Consider the following 19,648-nt stretch of genomic DNA (forward strand, 5'->3'; position numbering starts at 1 on the left):
ATTGGATGACTTCTTAGCGCACTATGCCCGAGCACTCCGACATTGCTGAGTTAAATGGAATATCGGGCGATGCAGTGAGCGGGTTTGCCGCATGATGCAATGTCCGAGAATCCATCGTCCTTCGAAAAACAGTTCCCGAATCTGCCAGCTGACCAAGACAGGTAAAAATGCCGACGAAGCGCACCACCACCACAGCCCTGATTACCGGACTCGCATTTTCTTTCGCGTTGGTGGCATGTGGGAGTGATCCGGTCGAAGTGCCGAAGGTGGCAGGTATTCGACTCGACGACGCCCACAATGTGCTCAAAGACGCGGGTTTCAAGGAATTCGAGGATATCGACGCGATATCGGACCGTCAGCCCCTGATGGATGCCAACTGGGTGGTGGTCGAACAGGTCCCGCCGGCGGGGGATCGGATGGACCAGAAGGACACCGTCACCTTGAAGATCGCGAAACCGGAAGACGAGGGAATTCGGGAAATTCTTCCGGAGGATTCACCCGTCCTGGCCGAAATACGTGAGCGCGACGCAGACACCGAGCGCAGGAATGCCGAATCCGCGCGCAGAGCTGCGGAGAAGGAACGCAAGGATGCGGAGAAACGGCTGGCAGACGCCAAAATTTATGTCGGTAAGGTCGATCCCGCGACACGACTGGCGAAAGCTGCCATCGACGAAGCGCTGGTTTTCGGAGAAGATGTCGGTGCAGGCCGCGCATCAGTTCTCGACATCGTCGGCTACAAGCAGGCGTTTGCGAGCACGATGGATTCCTATATCGCGGTTCTCGAAGGCAGGGACCTTCCGGACCATCTCGAGAGCGCTGTGAACGACATCCGCGAATCTGTCGACGGTTTCGGCTACTACCTCGAAACGCTGTACACGGCAGTCGATTCCACAGCAGAAAGTTCCATTGCCCGCTCCCGGATCGTCTACGCCGATCACAAGTCGTCTTACAACGACGCGGTGGCGAAGATATACGAAGGATCGTCGGTGATTCCTCCGCTGCTGTGAACTGCGGTTGGAGTTGGCGTATCCCCGAAATTCATAGTGGTGAGATACTTCAGAGAGCGATTGTTCCGGTACGCCGGCGAGTTTCTGACTTCGCGCTCCCACGCCTGATCCCGGCAGATGCTGACTACTCCAAACCTCGGAAACCTCTAAAGAAGGGTAGTTTTCGACAGATGTTGTTCGGTTACGCGAGGGTGTCGAGCGCAGATCAGAACCCCGCCTACCAGATCGACGCCTTGGCGCGGGCTGGGATAGAGGCCGGAAACATTCACATCGATCTCGCGGGCGGCGCGAAAGCTTCACGCCCGCAACTCGATGCGGTGCTGGCTCGGATGCGGGGCGGTGACACGTTGGTGAACACCCGGTTGGATCGGTTGGGGTGTTCGGTGTTACATCTGATCACCCTCGGCGCCGAGTTGCGCGAGAGGGGGATCGGATTGAAGGTCCTCGAGCAGGGCATCGACACCGCCACCGCGGAAGGGCGAGCGATGTTCGGGATGCTCTCCGTACTCGCGGAACTCCAACGTGAGTTGATCGTGGCGAACACTCGGGACGGGTTGGCCGCTGCGCGTGCCCGGGGCCGTACCGGCGGTCGCCCGTCGAAACTGTCCGGCGATCGGATCGTGCTCGCCCAGCAGCTTTACGACGCGGGGGAGAAGACGGTGGCGCAGATCGCGGCGATGTTGAGTGTTCCCCGCATTACTGTTTACGGACACCTGAATAAGCGCGCACCGGCGGCGAGCGCGTCGACTGATCCGGTGGACACGGTGGCTGTGGTCCCTGTGGTCCCTGTTGCGATGCGCACGTCACGGATCTGCCCGTCCTGTGGGTACGAGCCGAGCACCAGAGCCGAAGCGGCGCACCAACGCGGTGACCTGGCGGTGATCTGGCTGCATCCTCATACCGACAATCCGCCCGATCCTGGTGCGGTGCTCGCTCGATCGCATTGTCATCAGTGCGAGCCGGGGCCGCCGGCCGTCGATGTCGCATGCACGGTGTGCGGTGACGGCCCAATTCTCGCCGGCGATTTCGCACGGACCGCACGGAGTGGCACCCTGCCGGAACTGGTGCAGCAGTGGCTCACCGCGAGTGGATGGGCCGTCCCCGCAGCACAGCTAGCGGGCAAGACCCGGTCTCACTGGTTGAAGGGTGTGGTGACGTCATGGCTTCACCTCGCGCCCGATTTATCGCCCTGATCGTGTTCCCTGCCCTCGCTTCCTGGGGGTGGCGAGCGGGCAGCATTCATCCGGCAGCTCCGAGACCTGCTCAATGACGATTCGTCAGCGCGCCGTACCGGGATCAAACATGTCACGCCAAATTTGCGCTCAGGTAGCAGTCTCTCCGAGACGCTTCGAGACCGGAAATTCTCGTCACCAATCGCGCATTCTCAGCAACTGACGATGGAGCGGAGTAGGGGGTAGATGAAGGCCCCGTTCGGTTGGTCGTGATGCGGCGCAGGTCGCCACGAATCGATACCCAACTTTGGTACGGCCTCCGCGATCGAAAACCTCGTGAGCTGCCCGTTTGCGGTTCGCACTGCCAGCAATTGCCGATCAGACGGACACGTCGCGAGGTCTCTGATGACCGCTCGAAGGCGATTTCGCGTCAGAGAGCGCCCAGAGAACGTGAGCTAAGTGGTTCCGAAGCTGATCACATGTGGTCTTGTTCTATGAACAATCTCGCTCCCGATATTTCCCGACCCCAGCGTTCCCACCGGTGTACTCGGCGTCGGCTATAAACCCGAACGTCTTCCCGGTTGGCAACAGCGGCAGTTCCTTCGGATCGATTTGGATGACAACATCCTGACCTTCGCGAAAGATCTTGAGGTTTTTAGGTTGTTCGATATCGACACCGTTGTCCTCGGAGAGGAACGCGGCGAACCGATCTTCGAGCCTGACGTACAGGTAGTACTTGTTGAATGCGTAGTTGTCGTTGGTCTTCCACTCGTCACGTGACAAGACGCTTTGCGTCTTGGACAACGTGAGACCAAGGGTAGTGACCGCCGTGCGGAGAACTCCGTCGGTATTCGGCGTCTTGTTTTGTGTCGGGAAGGGGTCGAATCGTGCGCGAAATTCCACCAACGCATCGGTGTTCTCGGTCAAAGTAACTGATTCGATCACGGCGGGCGGCGTCTTGATCGCACTCTTATAGTCACCGGCCCACCAGTCGCATGTGATGGAACGCGGGCCTTGCTCGGTCTGCAACTCCAGCGGATCCGTTCGGAATGCGAAGTAACCGACAGTCGAGGCCGCGGCAAGAAACAAGCACGCAGCGAGCGCGAGTATCGACCACTTGGATCGAATCCAATGCCGGCTAGCGGCCTTTTTTGTGGGTGCAGATGCCTCATCCGAGGACTGCCCGACCTCTTGGGTTTCTTCCCGGTATGGAATGTCGTTCGGCTGCAGCGACTCACTTTGATCAGAAATCAGTGCGGGCCGCGCAGGCGCGCTGGTAGGCGCGGGAGTGAACGCAGGGACGACAGATGCCGGCGCCCATTTATCGACCCACATCTGACCGTCCCACCAACGAAGAGAGGGTGATTGCGGATCTGGATACCAACCTGGAGCAAGGTTGGGTCGTCTGGCGTCATGTTCAGGCACTGGTAGATGGTAGATGTCGGCTTCGTGCGGCTATACGGATTCCGGATGTCAACAAACTCACAAGGTGACTTTGTAACGAATTTCTTGGCAGGTAGCCGTCTATACGCAGGTCCGCACGAGGAACCCGATCGAACCGAGTTTCGCCATGGTGCGACTCCTGAAGCACCATGGATCTCTAATCCGGTGACGCAGGATTTTCGCTGACTCACAAGCGCGTCGATGCACTAAAGCGCGTTGGCACGATGTTCGTTTGTCTCACTCGATGATATGAATTTCCTATGTCCTCTGACTTCGAAAAGATGTTGAGCTCAGCCATCAACGGCCGTGATGGCGCGGCCTCAGATGCTGAGCAGGCGGCGACAACAGGTGTTGTGGCCGCGACTGCGGCATATGCAAAGTTGACTGGACTCGGCCGACGGGCATACCAGGCGCTAGTCGATTCGGGGTCAGAGGTGTTTGTTCTTCGACAAGGTAATTATGGAAAGAAATACGACACCCGTGCCGTTTGGTTGATGACGATTAGTCGTGGCGAGCAGCAGAACAAACACATACTCATTCAAGAGGACGGCCGGTTAGTCGACTGCCCTGATGAAGTGCAGTCCTACACCCAAACATCCTTGTTCAAACGGGCAACCCGCGTCGATCGCCTGATCAACGGTCATCGCGTGTACGGGCCGTACGAGTTCGTTACGGTGTCAGTTTTCAACAGTTATCCCGGGAAAATCGTCGCTGAAATGCCTCAATCGGGAGGGGCCGGACAGTGTCCACCATATGCGAGAGTCGCACTGGACACAGGTATTGAATCTGCCGAGATCGATACCGCAGTTCGGGTCAGTTTCGAGGAGTTATTCGTAGACGCAATTGCGCGACAGAAACGACGGTAACGACGGAGTGCGGTCGATGGAGTGAGATACTGCACGAATGAATTCTCCTTCTGCATGGGTGTGCGACAAGTGTTCGGACGACGTAACTGTCGAGAAGGGACTCGTGGCCGCGCGACGAGACTCGCATGGGCTGCTCCAAGACTGGAGGATTGTCCACAACGGGGATTGCGCTCCGGCCGAGAACGCTGGATATACGTTCAGCGTTGAGCTCGAGCGCATGGTGGGACAAGACGGCCTGAGCCATCTTCTGTCGTTCTTGTCGGCGGGCCCCCTTCAGGTCCAGGATCCGGCATCCCCGAGTCCGTCGGAGGAAATCGGGAATTTCGACGCGTACGTCGACATCTTCCGGCGCCTCCAGACACCGTTCTACGAGAAGGCTCGTCGTCGGTTCGAGGATCCTGAGGTGCAGGAGCAGTTCTACGAGGCGAACTCTGCGCGCACATATGAGGTGGCGAACCTGGAATCGATCGCGAAGGGTCTCCACTAAGTGACTGCTGTTCCTGGCACGACCTCCGGCGACGACTCACGCGGCGTCGCCGCATGGTCTCGACTAAGGCACATCGGAGCACATGAAGGCAGTGTCGGCACCAGACCAGATCTTGCCGAAACAGGAATGGATGAGGTCGACCGCATCTGTGTCCGTGCATGGAAGTACAGCCGGGCGGAGTACGAACCCGATTGGACCGCTGAATTGAAAAGTAGCCAATGGCGCGAAACCTCCGCGCTCGCTGGTTCATCCGCGGAATCCCTCATGCTTGGCGCAGCGGCATATGTCGAAGCAGTCTGGCATGAGCGGGCACTCAAAGCCGAGACAGAACCGAAGGGTATGGCTCTCGCTCAACGCTATCTAGCCGACGGCGCCATCGAGACAGCAATCGCCGTCGGGCATCGCCTGGCGAACTTCGTTGTCCGTGTGGCCCGAACGTCGGCCAGTGCGCAGGTGGAGATCGCGAAGCTCACAAAGCGAGGGACGCTCGGACCCGGGTATGTCCCGTTCGCCACCGATGACATCGACGCATGGCTTTCTCTCAACGCGCGGACAGTTGAAGACCTGAGGAAAACTCTCGATACCTCACTTCACGCTGCTTCGGTGGCTGCACTCGGAGATCTGGTGGATTCACCTGAGTGGAAGGAGGCGTTTCGCATCCGGGCAGAGAACTTCCACCGATGGCGCAAGGAAAATGAGTACGTGACCGGGGTCGATGCCGATTCGGGTAACGCTGAGGATCTGTACGACGTGAATGATAATCACGTCGGTCGCAGGGTGGGTGGCTTCGGTAAGCGCCACAAGATCAGCGATGGTCTGACAGCAGGCACCACGGAGGCCGCCGGCGATGTCATCCGGCGGGTGGCAGTGGCTTTCGACTTGATCCTCACCAACACTGTCGCAACGGTGCTCCCCACACAGCACGGTGGAATGACGATAGATATCGACAGAGCAAAGGGATTCCGTATCCATCGACTCCCGTGAGGGTTCTGAAAACGAAGCGCCGTCTCGTGGATACGAGACGGCGCGGGGTACTGCGGACTGAGTCCGATCAGCGAGGGCTCAGAACGCTGTGTCCGATGACGAACGGTCCGAAGAAGGTTTCGCCTCCGAGGAAGTAACGCTGCCCCTGAAAGTCGACGAATCCGCCGCCGGGAACATCGACGATCGGAAGATTCAAAGGTCCGACAGGCGAGAACAGAACCAGGTTGTTGCCCTGGACGCTGGCCGGAGCGCTCGACGGGATGCCGAAGTTGACGGTGGTGAAGGTGTATTCGCCCGGAGTCACTGCAGCCGATGCCGTGGGCGCGGCAATGTTGAAACCGAGGTGGCCTACGACGACCAAGTGATGTGGTGACCCGAGGCGGTCTCCGCAGTCCAGGCCAGCACCTGGCCGCGCGCCCGAATCTCTTCGCAGCGCGCTGCCATCGGGACCAAGGCGTCCGGTCCCTGCGCCTCGGTTGTGACAGTCGTGTCGAGCGAAGTTTGGTTTGTTCATATAACGACCTTGGTCTCAACAGGTCAACGCACCACTACTGGTGAGATGATGCGCGACCGTGGAGTCGCTGCGATCAGTAGGCTATCGCGTCGGCGTCATGGACGAGTTGCTATGACCGCTTCGCGGACGTGGTCAGCATCAAGTGAGGAACGGCCAGGTTTGATCCCCCGGGTTTGAGCGACCTGCCGCACTATCGCTCGGGAAGTAGTTCCCAGCGGAATCTCTGTCGGTCGAAGCCTGACTCAACCTCGGAGAAGCCGAGACCTGAATCGCACACGAGAGTGGCGAGCTGAATGTGCGCGGCCATTCCGAATTGGTTCAGTCCCAACAGTCGGTCGCGACACAGCATCATCCGAAGTTGCCCTCGGTGTCGGCGCCCGGCTGGTTGCCTGAAATGATCGCAGCGGTCTTGATGAAGTGCGGCTTCTCGCCCGCTTGGGTTTGGGGCAAGGCATCGGGTGCTAGCCCTAGAGCCATGTGACTCTCAGCCGGCGGCGCCGAACTCCCAGCGGTACTGCAGCGCGGTGAGGGTGCCGGTGTCGGGTTCGAACGACATTATTAGCGTCTCGCCTTCCTCTTGATCGACCTCGCCGTCGTAGGTGAACCGCATCCCAGACCAGATTCCGATGACGCAGTCGCCGGGGTGTCGGCGGGCGTGCTCCACCTCTCCGCGGGTCAGGAAGACTGCATCGCCGCTGCTCTGGGTTCCCTTCGCCTCGAGGTAGAGCATCTGTCCGTTCTTTGTCGCGACGGCATCGTAGGGTCCGCTGTACCGCGTGTCCCGAACCTTCCAGCCTTCGTCTCTGTAGTGCTGCATCAGCCAGTTCTGAGCTGCGTCTTCGATGGCTTTGCGCTGGGCCGCGTTGACTGCGAAACCCTGGCCTCTACCCGATGCCCGGCTACCGCCGACGTGCTCGGACCACAGCACTTCGAACCTGTCGATGACGGCCGGCCTGATCTGGGTTCCGCTCGCTTGGGGGCTCCAGTTCTGCTCGGGGAACCTCGCTTTCACGTCGTCGATGAGGAGGATGTCGTCGGGCTCGACGAGTCGGTCCCACAGGACATCGACATAGTTGGCGGTCGTGCCGGTGCCGTTCCAGTGCGCGTCGGTGTAAATGATTTCGTCGCGGGGGCCCGCGTCGCCGGAGAAGTCGACGGCTTCGCCGCTGGCGACGATGCCGCGACCACGTTTGCCTTGGCGCAGCAGGAACACGAGGTCACCGGGGTGGATACCGGTCTTGGTGGAGCCTGTCGACCAGCGTCCGTCGATCGTGCCGTCTTCTTGAGTCGCGAGGACGCACTGTGCGAAGTCCGCCCACTCGTAGTTGTCGGGATTCCACGTGAGCAGGAACGCTCGGCGCGCGATCGCGCCGTCGGCGTCGTTGTGGATCGGATTGTCCGAGACGTAGTTGACGGCATTGCGGCCATTGTGGATTGCGGGACTGCCGACCAGACGCTGGCGAACCGGATCGGTTGAGGCCAGTGGCCTGCCGAGCAGCGCGACTTTACTGCTCTTCGGTCCGGGGTCGGAGACTCGCTCGTGGCCGTGGATTTCGTACACCGCAACGATCCGATCGTCGTGGACGAAGGTCGCGTACCGCTCCTCAGCGATCTTCGCCTCGTTCAGGATCCAGCGACCTCGGTTGTGCTCCCACAACTCTTCGTCGTTGACCGTCGGGTCGTAGCCGCGCCACGAGCGGTTGAGGGAGTCGCTTTCGATCTCCTCGGACGTATGGTCCGTTCGGTCGCTCAGTCGGATCTGGATCACCATGCTGGCGAGTCTCGCAGATCTCGAATACTCGCTGCGTCCGAACGGGACTGCTTCGGTGATGACTCACCCAACTACCTCGACCTGGAGTAAATCCGAATGTGTGTAGTGCGCCCCTGATGCATCAGGGCGGCGAAAAACAAGAACCCGCACCTGCCGGGGAGGCAAAGTGCGGTTTCTGTAGTTGTGACCTTTCGATCAACCTTCGACCCAGTCGGGTGTTCTCGGTTGTCGTCGAGCACCCAAGCTACGGGATTCGCCGTCGGTGAGGGTCGGCTCGGTGAGAGAGCAATGCGGGAGTGTATGTCACCGTTGCCAGGCACCTGGCGTGAATGTGACAACGAAATGCGTGTCGCTACGGACGACCTCTCCAGCTGAGGGCCCGATTGCGAATACCCGCCAACTTTGAGGCCGGTCGATTCTGGTCGTCGACACGTCCTTGAAGGCCAACACGACATCGGTGAAACCTAGCTTCTTCAGTTCATCGACGACGATCCCGCCGTTGCGCCCGTACACCTCCGGAACGGTGACATAGACCGATGGGACTGCGGACGTAGTCCGAAGAAAGGTTGCAACGTCAGGCTCAGGGGAGCACAGCCAACACCCCCAAGTGCCGCCGAGATGGCCACCACCGCAATGATTTTCTTCATCAGTTTTCCTCTCGGTAGTTCTTGCTCGGTTATGTCGGATGGAATTGGCCGTCTTGATGCAGCCTGCGAAAAAGAAGAACCCGCACGTGCCGGGGAGGCAGAGTGCAGGTTCTTTTGTACTGGTCAGCTTTGCGCAGTCTGGCGGCTTCGCCGAATTCAGTGCGGTAGGTCGATGAGTCCGTGGTCGCGCAGCAGATCCTTGATGGCGTCGTGCTCGTCACGGATGTATGCCTTGGCAAGCAGATCGTTGAAGGTGTCGGACAGTTGCGGATCGTTCTCGTCGACGGGGACAACGAGCATCCGGCCGCCGCCGATGAGCAGACTGTTCGCCGCGAACAACGCTGTGCGCTTGTTCCCGTCTTCGAACGGTTGAGCTTTGGCGAGCTCCACGAACAGGTCCAACGCAGCCTCTGTGACGTCCTCGCAGCTCAGCGAGTTGATGAGCTGCTGCAGGCCGTCCTCGGTCAATGCTGGAGGAGTGTGCCGCCCGTACCGGGTGCGGACGCCGATCTGCTGGTCCTCGGTTCGAAGCTGTCCCGGACGCAATGCGCCGGACCGGACGATCTGAGCGTTGATGGCGCGGACGTGAGCGGAGTCGATCGGCTGATCGTGGTGGTCGATGATGAAGTCTGCGACGTCCCGGAGGTCTTCAAGCAGTACAAGGTCGGCGCGGGAGAAGGTTCCGGCCAGGCTTCCTGATCGCAGGAAGTTCTCGGTGCCCCGGCGGCTGGTAGTGAGTCCGTCGAACACCTTTCCCGCGGAGTAGACGGCGCCGGCCAGGTCGGTGATGTTGATCGAGACGTCTCGGCTCACGCAGCCCACCGCTGCGCGTCGGCGCGGGCCAGCGTCAGGGCTGGATCGACGGGGTGGCCGCCTGTGATCCAGTCGGCGGCGGTGCGGTCGCCGAGATCTTCCTGTGGGCTGCGCAGCCAGATTGCGCAGGTCCACGGGTCGGCGCTTTCACGAAGCGTCTGCCACAGGGTGATCAGGTGCGGGTGCACCGTTCGGGAGTCTGTGAACTGCCAGGTGGGATAGACCCACTGCCCACCTTCGAGCTGGCAGGCGATCACAGTGCCTGCAGAGACTGCCTTGTTGATGGCTTGGCGGCTCACGCCTCGCCACTGGGTGAGGCTGGGAGTGTCGTAGAACGGGCCGACGAGTTTGTCGTAGACGTGACTGCTGGGCAGTGCCGCAGTCATGGAACGGGCGATCGATTCGACGTCGCCGAAGACTTCGGCGGAGGCGCCGGCAGCGCGGGCGTCGGCGAAGGTTTGGTGGACGCGGCAGGTGATGAGGGCCATGAGCTTGCGTTCTTGCTCGACGAGGGCGTTCATGTTCGTGTCGATGAGGCGTCTCCGAAGGAAGTTCGTGCGGATTAACAGGGTACGGTTGGTTCTTGTCAGCCCCTAGTCAGCTAGCACCCAGTGCCGAGTCACTGGGGGCAACTGCTCTATATGGGCATGTCTCCCGCTCCATCTTCCCTGGAAATGGCTGATGGAGAAACGAAGAAGGGGCCCGATCTGCATACCGATCAAGATCGGCAGAGGCGGAACCGGGCCCCTTCCGCATGATGCATTGAGCATCAGAGGCGGTCGTAGCGCAAAGGTGGCATCTGCGTTCGTTAAATAGCGTTGCGCGGGTATCTACAGTCCGGTTCGAGCCATTCCTATCCAGACCCGCACGCAGGGGCGCGGTGGTGCGAATCGACTCGCCGCACTTGCGAACTGTGCAAGTAAATCTCTGTTTCTAACAAGTTATTAAGTTAGCTGATGGTTTGTCAGAGAACTGGGGATCATGTGGTCGACTTCCAAAACGGGCCTTTGAATCGTACTCAGTGGTCGGACAGTGGGCGGCCTGGAGAGAATGGCGCATCGACCCCTTCGAAGTCCTCTCCGCAGTTGTGAAGTTCCGCCCGGCGCCGGATTTCTCCGGCGATGGCTTTCTCCACGAAGTGGGACCAACTGCGGTCTGCTTCAGCTGTGCGTGTGGCGTTGAAGGCAAGACGGGCCTGGGTGTACACCGCCGGCGAGATTTACACCGTGACAGGCTTGTTGCTCTGCTTCTTCTCAGCCGGCGAGGCCTGCTGAGAAGTCTGCAGGTGCGAGGGCGGCACAACAGCCTTGTCGATGGCTTTGCGGCTCACACCCCACCACTGTGTCGGGCCGTTGGTGTCGTAGAACGGTCCGATGAGCTGGTCGTCGGCGTGGTTGGTGGGCAGTGCTGCGGTCATGGAGCGGGCGATCGATTCGACGTCGTCGAAGACTTCGGCGGGGACGCCGGCGGCGCGCGCGGCGGCGAACGTCTGGTGGACGCGGCGGGTGAGAAGGTCCATGAGCTTGCGTTCCTGCTCGACGAGGGTGTTCATGCGATCTCCTAGTTGGTCAACCAGGTCAACCGTAATGTCCTCGGCGGCGTCAACCGGCGATGAGCCGTCGTTCACTCGTGGTCTTGAGTGCCGCAAGTTTCTCGATCTCGGGCTTGGACGTTCTCTTCAGCTTCTTGTCGATAATCAACTTCGTCCGAGCTGCATTGACTCGCGCGTCAGTCACACGTGACGGTTTAAATGGTATCGAGTTCGTCAAGAATGATCCTCCTCTACGCAGTCAGTATTGCCTCTTGCGAGCGCTCCGTCGACATCAGTAGCAGCGCCGGAAAGAACTCGATGGACCGTACCTACCGAGACCCGCACGCCAGCCGCTATGGTGCGAATCGACTCGTCGCGATCGCCTGTTTGTCGGTGCTCACGCGTACCAGTCCGACGAGCGCCACGGCTGCGTCCGTTCAAAAAGGTGTTCATCTTGTGTGGTCCACGGTATCAATTTTTGAACGGGTTTTTGAACATGGGCAACGGTAATTCGGACTCCATCTGAGCAGCGTTCCTCCTGTTCAGTCAACGACCGTTTGTTGAACAAGATCACTCGGACTGTCGAGGCCCGCGACGGGGGCGAATACTCGACCCTTGAACCGGCCGGGAAACGTGTCCACGAGATTCGAACGCGGACCTGTTGTGACGGCTGATCCAATATTCGGCGGCGTCGTGCCTGGGAGTTACCCGGAACGACAACTGATTCCGATGTTCGCGTCGGCGAGGGGCTATGGTGCCAGCGATGTCATACACAAGACGAGTCCTCGTGATCAGTCCCGTCCCGTCGAAGTTGTCGGCGTGGGCAGCCAATGTCGTTGGGTGCGAGGTGGTTCCGCGGGGTCGGACCGAGAAACAAATGGAAGCGGCGGTCAAGGCGATGTCCAGACCCGCGGACTTGATCGTGCTCGATGGCCATGGGTCGGGGATCGAGGCCATCTACACCAGTAGTGGGCGCGAGACACAGGTCAGGATCTCGTTCGCTCCAGAGATGCTCGGCGCTCCGAGAGTGATCATGAGCATCTGCTACGGACTAGCGGAACACTACATCGAGAAGTTGACTGACTGCGACAAGGAGATCGAGGTGATCGGTCCTGTCGGGACGATCAGTAGTCGGCACTATCTCGGCGTGGTCAGTCACCTTATCGAGCGATTCCTGGACGGAGAGGATCTGATGGCTGCGCTCGATGGCGCTCGACGGCTCGAATTGGGGCAGATCGAACGCTGGGGTCGGAGTGGCCGTGAGGATCGTGTGGCCGAGACCGATTGAGATTCGGTTGTCGGGAACGCTCAGCTTGCGGACGTAGGATTCGAGGAGTGGCTGCCTGGCCTCCCGCCATGCAGTTCGGCTTGCGGCGCTCATGTCCGATCAGGTTCGCATGTCGTCGTCGGAGTCGTCAGGATCGAGTACGGGCGATACCTCGTCTACCAGCAACCCTTCGGGGATGACGTCGCCGTGGTTGCGACGGAGGTAGTCCCTAGCGTCATCGAGCGACGGGTCGTGTTGAAGACTCTTCTGGAAGTAATCGAGCCTGTGCTTTGCGTCATCGATGATCTGGCCCCAGTCCCTCACCCACACCCGAACTCTGGCTCCAGGAGCCTCTGGCAGGTCGGGCTCGAACACAATGCCCTGCTCGCGGCCACGCTGATTCGCTTCCTGCCGAACATCGTCGTCGATTTCACTGGTGACGAGCCAAAAGTCCCACTGTGTCGCGCTGCTGGCGAATCGAGCGTCCTTCGCGACAGCCTTCGCGTAGGACTTGATCTGGTTCAGCTCGGTCAGAGTTGCGACGACTTTGGGGGCCTTCAGTTCGACGACGAGGTGCCGGTTGCGGTCGTGCTCGGTCGCCGCGGCGGACAGGAGCAGGTCCAGGCGCCCGACGGTGCCGTCGAGTCGCTTCACCGGGATCTTGTCGGTTCGGTCCTTCCCGAGGAGCTTGAGGTGACGGTCCAGGGCCGCTGTGAGTCCCCGCTCGCTGACCATGAAGTTGTACTGCTCGCCAAAAACCCACAACTCCCGCTCTAGGATGCGGTGCAGGTGCTCGCGCTCGCCGACCATCTTGTTGGCATCAGGGTCGAAGACCATCAGGTCGAGGGCGCGCAGAAATTGCAGGCGGTTCGTGACGTCTGTCGAAGCCTGGATCACCCGCGATAGTCCGGTGTTGCGTAGGAGCCGGTCGAGCTGCTGGCGCTCGTCTTCTGGCAGACCGACGTACTCGTCGAGCAAAGCTGCCACGTCGCCCGGGCGCTGCTGAATTGAGTCCTTGAGTAGGCCCAGTGTGAGACGCTTCTTCCTCTTGTCCCTTGGGATGTGTCGGCGGATCGCAGTCGCAACTACGTCGAACGTAGCGCGCTCGACCTTCTCCTCCTCCGAGGACGGCTCGCCCTCGTACGGATAGACATTGCCGGATTTCCACTCCTCCACCAGCTCGCGCCGCCGCTCGGCGCGACGGGCGTCGAGGTAGCTGCCTAGTACCTGGTCGAGTTCCTTGAGTAGTGCGCCGAGCACGGTTGGCATCGCCTCCATCCGGGCGAGGGGCCACTGGTCCTGATGCTGGGGCATTTCGTTCCACAGCAGGTACGCCGAATAGGTGAAGTCAGGACCCGGCGCAGAGTCGAGCGTGTCAACTACGACCGCTTCGGCGTCGCATAGGTGGATTTCGCGCTCTTTGGACTTGATCCACTCAATGATGCGCAGCTGGGCGCGGTGGACGGTGCCATTGTGCTCCCACTCGACCGGAAGAGTTGCATCGCTGCTGATGTTGTCGGTGGGCTGAATGCGTCGGCGGTCGTATGTAACCTCGATCCCGGTGTGGGTGATGAGGTATGGCGCCAAGGTCGTACCAAGCCTCTCGGCGGCGGTGTCGCGGGCGAGCAGGTCGAGTGACTCTTTGCCTTCGCCGACGAATCGCGTCCCCGTGACGTTGCTGGTCTCGATGGGGTCGGATACATCGACGTCCTTGCGGCTGGTGGCACGTGCGCGGATGACGGTCTGCAGCTGCTTCCCCTCGATGCTGTCGCCGACGGTATTCCATGTGACCTGGGTGCCGAGCGCGAATGCTCGGAGCCGACCCTGACCGAGTCGTCCGTGCAGCGGGCGCTCCTCGCCTTTGCTACGCAGGGCGGTTCGCTTCCACGAGTTGCCGACCCACTTGAACTCGGTAGCGATGTCTTCCGGTGTCATTCCGTGGCCGTCGTCGGTTACCTCGACGCCGACCACGACGTCGGTCTCGCTCCGGTGCAGTGTCACGTCAACGTGGTGTGCATCGGCGTCGAGGCTGTTCCAGACGAGTTCGATCACGGCCCTGACCGGGTCATTCTCGTGGGCGAGCTTCTGGACGTGGTCGTCGCCGGCTTCGAGTCGATACGTCTTCACTCGGACATCTTGTCAGTCAGCGCCGATATACGCTGCGCGTTGTCGCAGATAGGCCACCCGTCGGCGATGAAAATGCATCAGTCAGGCTTTTGGTTGGTCGCCTCGGCCAACAGGCAGATCACTTCGAGCGGTTTTGTTGTGCGTCCAGCGCCCTCCGCGCAGCTGCAAGCGCATTCTGCGCGAAGCAATCGTTGGCCTACTCGATAGCGGGTCGATCAATTCGCAGACGCCTGCCGCTTCTGCCTGCGGACAACGGAAATCGCCAGTCTGAGACCTCTCGGAGCGTCCTCCCACACAACGCAGCCCGGACTCGGCCAACGTGAAGTGGTCTGCCCAGAATGGGGGCCTTCGGACCGTGTTCACTGGTGTGGTGATCGAGTCCATGATGGCGTCCAAGGACCTGACAGGGCAGATTCTCCAGCGAGGCCAACGCCCGGACCCTCCTCGACTCGTTGCGGCCAGGCACCCACAGAGCCTCCAGCTCCGCTGCGCGTGGGGATGTGCAACCCGAGGCGGCGTATATGCCGCACGAGCTGGTCCGAGGGCAATAGTTGATGGACGCAGCATCGTGATCAACGCGCGGGAACGATGCCGGGTTGACGCCACCGGCGCGCCATCAACCCCACAGCGAACAGTCGTCCGCGGTGTCCACATTTCGCCCAAACTTGCCCACGAGTCCCCGTAATCATCGGTCATTCCGAGTGATGTGTTTTCAGAGTTCAGAGCATTTTTGAGGCTCTGGCCTCAGAGGCGCATGAAAGTCCAAATCCCTCCGCTCCCACCAAAGTGATTTTCATTTGTAATAATCGAGGTGTGTTGAGTTCGAAGATTTGATGTCGAACTCGGCGCTCTTTGTTCTACCGAGGTCAAATTGGTCCAAATCTCGTTTTTCTATTTGAAGGTTGGCGCCAGATAGATATCGCTCTATGCAAGGTCTTCATTTAGTTTGTATCATAGATGTAACTAATGTTCTTTAAAGGCGAGGATGTCTCATACGAACCAAATCGGCGAGTTCTACGCTCGGCAATCAGGTGTAGATTTTTTCGTGCGCGTGAGCTTAATACATAAAGTAACTTATTTGCGCTATCTATGGGGCTTGGATCGGCGAAATGTGGGACTATATCATGGAGTAGTCCATAAGCGATAACTGTATCGAACTCTCCTCCCTTGACTCCGTGAATTGTCGAAACCGTGATTCCTGTGCGGTCTCGAAACACTCGACGGAATACTTCGATATCCTGTACGTAAGCATTACCCTCGTTAACTAGTTTATTCACCCTGGCTTCCGAGCTCGCGAAGAAAGCGCTGTGTTGATTTGTGAGTGTTGTGAAGAGGCGGTAATCGATTTTCAGTAACTGCATTATGGATTCAAAGTAGGTCCGCAAGTAGGCAATGCCGTTATTTTCGTCGAGGTCCAGCGAGTTCGAAGCACGCAGGTAGTCACGCCCGTGCAATCCCGAGACATCCGCACCGCACGCGTCAAGTTCCGAAAGTACGTCGTTTGCCCATCTCAGTCTGCGCACGTACATTTCTGGCGACGCATGGGTGAGCGCGATTTTGGCAACCTTGTACCAAAAGTTATCTCGGTCTCTGTCAAACGGCACGAGGCCAGGTCCGTCGAATTCATATTCGGGTAGGTTTTGGACTAGCGTTCGAGTCATTGATGCCAAGTGTATCCACCATGGGGCAAGTATGCAGATCTCACTTTGTTCGATACCGAGATCTTTCACACTGTGATTCACCAACCTAGCGATCTCGCCGGCTAAATTGTCAACTTCAATAGTTTGGTTTAGGGTAATCTCGCTGGGATAATCTCTTTCGGGCGAGGCTGCTACCATGGTCGTACTTTCTGTACTGAAGTTCTCGAAGTACGACACAATCCTCGCAGATGATCTAAAATTCTTGCTCAGTTTGAGAAGTGTATACGGCTTTTGTGTAAGAGTGCTCAACTCTTTGGAATCCATCGCATAGCCGCCCAGCGACGAGAAAATCTCCTGGTTCGGATCGCCTACGATGAATGAACGCGGTGTCTCCTGCCCGGCGCTAATGATTGAGGCTAAGATTTCGTACTGTATCAGCTTCGTGTCCTGATATTCGTCGACTGCTATAAACTCAAATATACTGCTCAAAATCTTTGCGATTGACGGGTTGTTCTGCATTAATTCATGGGCGTACTTCAAAATTGATTCAAAATCTAGTTGATTGGTGAATTTCAGCTCTTCGAAATACGTGGCTAGAACCGCTTTTATCTTCGCGTGTTTACTTTGATCAAGGCATGCAAGTTCATAGCCTGAGCCGGTGTAGTAGAATCCACAGTCGTAGATGCTCAATCCCTTTTTGGAGCACAACTCTTTAATTATCTCTTCGGATTCGTAAGAATTTATTACGCTGAAACCACCGGCCAGATCTGGATGATAAACACTATAGGGTTTGATTATCCATTCAAGACAGAATGAGTGAATAGTACCTATCCAAAGTTGTTCTGTGTCTACGCCTAGTGTTGCGATCCGATCTTCGATCTCGTAGGCAGCCTTATTGGTATATGTAATAGCTATAACGAACTTCTTTCGCGAGTCCAAATCGCTCAGTTCGCTAGCGACCTTGTATGCAAGGGTCCTAGTTTTACCGCTCCCGGGACATGCAACCAGGAATACGTTGCCGGGCGTTTCGATCGCCAAAGTTTGTTCGTCGGTCAATGCTCCGATCTCCCATGTCAATGGCATCAGTACACCTCAAGGAGATTATTGATCACATCGCCGCTCAAGAGCGTGGCAGTGTGTGTTCTTATCGACCTGAAATCAATTTTGCCGGTATGAAACTCATCTAGGTGGTCTCTATAGGTCGTGCCATCTTCGGCAGTACATGTTCCGTTTCTCAAGGAAATATTGAGACGATATGCCAGAATATTGTACAATGTCTGCGCCGAGAATTCTGGATGTGCAAACTTCAACGCTTCAAGAATGTACTTGGGAATAACAGAGTGTTCGTCTACCTCGCCACCAAGCAAGATTGCAAACCAGCCTTTCTTAGCATTGTTGGCCATCCGCAGAGCGCGTCGTCCATATTTGGCCACATCCGCACTCCCTAATTCGAATTTGGCCAGTTTGATCGTAGCTGGTTTGTCGTATATATCCTCGACTATCTTTGTAAAGAGTTCTGAATTTCCTGCTTTGACTAGATCGACTTCGAACGTGTGGTCGGCGTAGAAGGCTTTAGTCCACTGATTTCCAGAAATGAACGCCTCCATTTCCGCATGTCGCTCTTTGCCACTTTTGTGAGAAGCTGCCACTCTTTGTTTATATTTTTTAGTGGCCGAGTCGTCAGTCGGATCCGATGTAGTGTCTAGTATCGCTGCATCCATATCGGTAATGATTGAGCAGTTCTTTCGTACGCGCTTGTCGTCGAAGATCGAGGCAACATTTTCGAATCCAGTACTTCGAATGTTAATCAAGCTCACACCAAGTTCGTCGAGGCTGATGCCCAGTACTTTTCTGACCAAGATCGGAATAAGAATCTCTTCTGCGTCGCCCTCAACGAGCAAGACGCTTTTCGCGAACAACAAATTGCTACGTATCGCGTCTAGGTAACGCTGAAGGTTTCGCACTTGTTTCGCGTTCAGACCATTAGCGGGTTGATACGCCTCACATGTCTTCCCCTCTCGCCCAAGGATGTTCATGCTGCTAATATTGCTCACATCCGAAATTTGCGTCGAATGTGTCGAGTATATTACTTGCGTATCAGGATAGTTTAGTCGGTCGAACAGGGTGCGCTGGATATGGGTGTGAATATGTGCTTCAGGCTCTTCTACTAACAAGAAATTAGCAACAGATTGGTTAGCTTTTTGGTATTTAAATTCGAGCAGCTTTAAGGTTAAGTAGATCAGGTTCGCCGCTCCTAGACTGAGGTCATGAACTGCGCCTTCGTGTTCTTCTCCGTGCTCACCAACGAACAGCTTCAGCGATTGAAATAGCCGATCGGCGTCACCGGGAAGTTCGGATGATATCGACAGTGATGAGGGTGAGTACGCCACTCCTACTGTGTCCAGGATCATATTCTGTACGTCAGTGCGAACTTCGCCGACATCAGGCCACTTTTCAATCTCTTGGTTTAGTTCGATCACCTTATCAGTGATAGATTTGAAATCGGTTGGATCGATCTCCCCGCTTTTGTGTTTGAGGAGAGTTTTTAACGGATTCGTTCGATTGTTCTGAAAGTCCGAGACTACGTCACGGAGTGCTTGTATGTGCGTGAAGGATATTTCTCGTGCCACGGAAAGTTGTTTCGGTAGTTGCACCCCGACTAAATCTGCATTACTCTGATCGTCGAATTTAGCTAGGTCAAAATCGCCTACGATTTTTTTGTATACCTGGGGGTCGTTGAAGTCTGCTGTACTGCGACCTGTAAAGACGGTTTCGTAATCCTCGGCTGTAATATTACTTCGAAAAGCTTGCAGTGCAGATATGTCGCCTTCGGTGATTTCGGACAGCTTGATCCTGATTTCTTTTTTCGGTCGGTATATCAAGTTGTATGCGGCGCGCTCGATGGGGGTGGTCCCTAGCCTTCCTGTGCCATGGACGAACAAGGCCTGAATCGACTCATCCGCTGAGACATCCTCAAATTCAAGGCTGATGATTATCCAGTGTCCCCGCCAGTCCGACAGGCCACGGTGGAAGTCATCCTGGTTGATTCGGTACGCCGAAGGTAACATGTTAGCGTCTAGTAGAAGTCGTATAGCCCGAAATGCGTTGCTCTTACCTGATCCGTTCTCTCCAAGAATCGTATTGATTCCCGCGTTGAATGCTAGGTTAGTGTTTGCGAAATTTCGATAGTTTACCAGGCTGAGCTTAGATATATGCATTTCATCTCCGGTTGAAGCGTGTGGGTTTGTTTTTGTTTTTTGACTTGTATGTTTGGAGCGTACGTTATCACGGTGATGTTTGTCCTGAATAGTTTTATTCGGGTTTGATAAGGATGACGATTTCTGCAACAAGGCATGCGTGAAAGTGAGGTGATCAATGA

18 protein-coding genes and 1 pseudogene are annotated in these 19,648 nt (G+C 57.3%); 6 read left to right on the top strand and 13 right to left on the bottom strand.

From position 1 onward, the window contains the following. The first annotated feature begins 167 nt into the window (after window positions 1-167). On the top strand, window positions 168-1,007 hold the full coding sequence (locus RHP72_RS13845) for a PASTA domain-containing protein (protein WP_311094796.1): 840 nt from the start codon (window positions 168-170) through the stop codon (window positions 1,005-1,007). Between the two features lie 170 nt (window positions 1,008-1,177). Further along, complete coding sequence (locus RHP72_RS13850; protein ID WP_311094797.1) at window positions 1,178-2,200, top strand: recombinase family protein; 1,023 nt, start codon at window positions 1,178-1,180, stop codon at window positions 2,198-2,200. 471 nt (window positions 2,201-2,671) lie between these two features. On the opposite strand, the gene RHP72_RS13855 is transcribed toward RHP72_RS13850, so the two are convergent. Both RHP72_RS13855 and RHP72_RS29430 read right to left on the bottom strand, forming a co-directional pair. Further along, window positions 2,672-3,124 carry a hypothetical protein gene (locus RHP72_RS13855; RefSeq protein WP_311094798.1) on the bottom strand — a complete coding sequence of 151 codons (453 nt, stop codon included), beginning with the start codon at window positions 3,122-3,124 and terminating at the stop codon, window positions 2,672-2,674. A 363-nt stretch (window positions 3,125-3,487) separates the two neighbouring features. Next, window positions 3,488-3,604, bottom strand: a pseudogene (locus tag RHP72_RS29430) (DUF2510 domain-containing protein); the annotation flags it as partial. A 278-nt stretch (window positions 3,605-3,882) separates the two neighbouring features. On the opposite strand from RHP72_RS29430, the gene RHP72_RS13860 reads away from it, so the two are divergent. From RHP72_RS13860 to RHP72_RS13870, 3 genes are read left to right on the top strand one after another with little or no spacing between them, the layout of a single operon-like run. Continuing rightward, window positions 3,883-4,488: a hypothetical protein gene (locus tag RHP72_RS13860; RefSeq protein WP_311094799.1), complete on the top strand. Its 606-nt coding sequence runs from the start codon at window positions 3,883-3,885 to the stop codon at window positions 4,486-4,488. A 37-nt stretch (window positions 4,489-4,525) separates the two neighbouring features. Then, complete coding sequence (locus RHP72_RS13865) at window positions 4,526-4,975, top strand: hypothetical protein (protein WP_311094800.1); 450 nt, start codon at window positions 4,526-4,528, stop codon at window positions 4,973-4,975. After that, window positions 4,976-5,959 (top strand): hypothetical protein, encoded by a 984-nt coding sequence (locus tag RHP72_RS13870; RefSeq protein ID WP_311094801.1) that lies wholly within the window; start codon window positions 4,976-4,978, stop codon window positions 5,957-5,959. Between the two features lie 67 nt (window positions 5,960-6,026). Here the strand turns inward: RHP72_RS13870 and RHP72_RS13875 are convergent, their stop codons facing one another. The 8 genes from RHP72_RS13875 to RHP72_RS13910 all read right to left on the bottom strand — a co-directional run bounded on the left by RHP72_RS13875 (window position 6,027) and on the right by RHP72_RS13910 (window position 11,440). Continuing rightward, a complete protein-coding gene (locus tag RHP72_RS13875) occupies window positions 6,027-6,320 on the bottom strand; it encodes a hypothetical protein (RefSeq protein ID WP_311094802.1) in 294 nt (97 codons plus the stop codon). 501 nt (window positions 6,321-6,821) lie between these two features. Further along, window positions 6,822-6,950 carry a hypothetical protein gene (locus tag RHP72_RS13880; protein WP_311094803.1) on the bottom strand — a complete coding sequence of 43 codons (129 nt, stop codon included), beginning with the start codon at window positions 6,948-6,950 and terminating at the stop codon, window positions 6,822-6,824. Between the two features lie 7 nt (window positions 6,951-6,957). Next, window positions 6,958-8,244 carry a protein NO VEIN domain-containing protein gene (locus RHP72_RS13885; RefSeq protein ID WP_311094804.1) on the bottom strand — a complete coding sequence of 429 codons (1,287 nt, stop codon included), beginning with the start codon at window positions 8,242-8,244 and terminating at the stop codon, window positions 6,958-6,960. Window positions 8,245-9,047: 803 nt separating this feature from the next. Next, window positions 9,048-9,704, bottom strand: coding sequence for a Fic family protein (locus RHP72_RS13890; protein WP_311094805.1), 657 nt, complete (start codon window positions 9,702-9,704; stop codon window positions 9,048-9,050). Next, on the bottom strand, window positions 9,701-10,225 hold the full coding sequence (locus RHP72_RS13895; RefSeq protein ID WP_311094806.1) for a hypothetical protein: 525 nt from the start codon (window positions 10,223-10,225) through the stop codon (window positions 9,701-9,703). The genes RHP72_RS13890 and RHP72_RS13895 overlap by 4 nt, the downstream gene beginning before the upstream one ends. A 497-nt stretch (window positions 10,226-10,722) precedes the next feature. Beyond that, window positions 10,723-10,911 (bottom strand): ParB family protein, encoded by a 189-nt coding sequence (locus RHP72_RS13900; RefSeq protein WP_311094807.1) that lies wholly within the window; start codon window positions 10,909-10,911, stop codon window positions 10,723-10,725. Window positions 10,912-10,923: 12 nt separating this feature from the next. After that, on the bottom strand, window positions 10,924-11,256 hold the full coding sequence (locus RHP72_RS13905) for a hypothetical protein (RefSeq protein WP_311094808.1): 333 nt from the start codon (window positions 11,254-11,256) through the stop codon (window positions 10,924-10,926). A 49-nt stretch (window positions 11,257-11,305) separates the two neighbouring features. Beyond that, window positions 11,306-11,440 (bottom strand): hypothetical protein, encoded by a 135-nt coding sequence (locus RHP72_RS13910; RefSeq protein WP_311094809.1) that lies wholly within the window; start codon window positions 11,438-11,440, stop codon window positions 11,306-11,308. 558 nt (window positions 11,441-11,998) lie between these two features. On the opposite strand from RHP72_RS13910, the gene RHP72_RS13915 reads away from it, so the two are divergent. After that, the gene (locus RHP72_RS13915; protein ID WP_311094810.1) at window positions 11,999-12,523 is read left to right on the top strand and encodes a hypothetical protein; all 525 of its coding nucleotides are present in this window, start codon (window positions 11,999-12,001) and stop codon (window positions 12,521-12,523) included. Window positions 12,524-12,622: 99 nt separating this feature from the next. Here the strand turns inward: RHP72_RS13915 and RHP72_RS13920 are convergent, their stop codons facing one another. The 3 genes from RHP72_RS13920 to RHP72_RS13930 form a co-directional block, all read right to left on the bottom strand. Next, window positions 12,623-14,629: an ATP-binding protein gene (locus tag RHP72_RS13920; RefSeq protein WP_311094811.1), complete on the bottom strand. Its 2,007-nt coding sequence runs from the start codon at window positions 14,627-14,629 to the stop codon at window positions 12,623-12,625. Between the two features lie 941 nt (window positions 14,630-15,570). Beyond that, the gene (locus RHP72_RS13925; RefSeq protein ID WP_311094812.1) at window positions 15,571-17,352 is read right to left on the bottom strand and encodes an ATP-dependent helicase; all 1,782 of its coding nucleotides are present in this window, start codon (window positions 17,350-17,352) and stop codon (window positions 15,571-15,573) included. After that, complete coding sequence (locus tag RHP72_RS13930) at window positions 17,352-19,487, bottom strand: AAA family ATPase (RefSeq protein ID WP_311094813.1); 2,136 nt, start codon at window positions 19,485-19,487, stop codon at window positions 17,352-17,354. Before RHP72_RS13930 ends, RHP72_RS13925 begins: the two co-directional genes overlap by 1 nt. Window positions 19,488-19,648: the final 161 nt, after the last annotated feature.

Source organism: Rhodococcus sp. SG20037 (assembly GCF_031763325.1).
GTDB lineage: Bacteria > Actinomycetota > Actinomycetes > Mycobacteriales > Mycobacteriaceae > Rhodococcus_F > Rhodococcus_F qingshengii.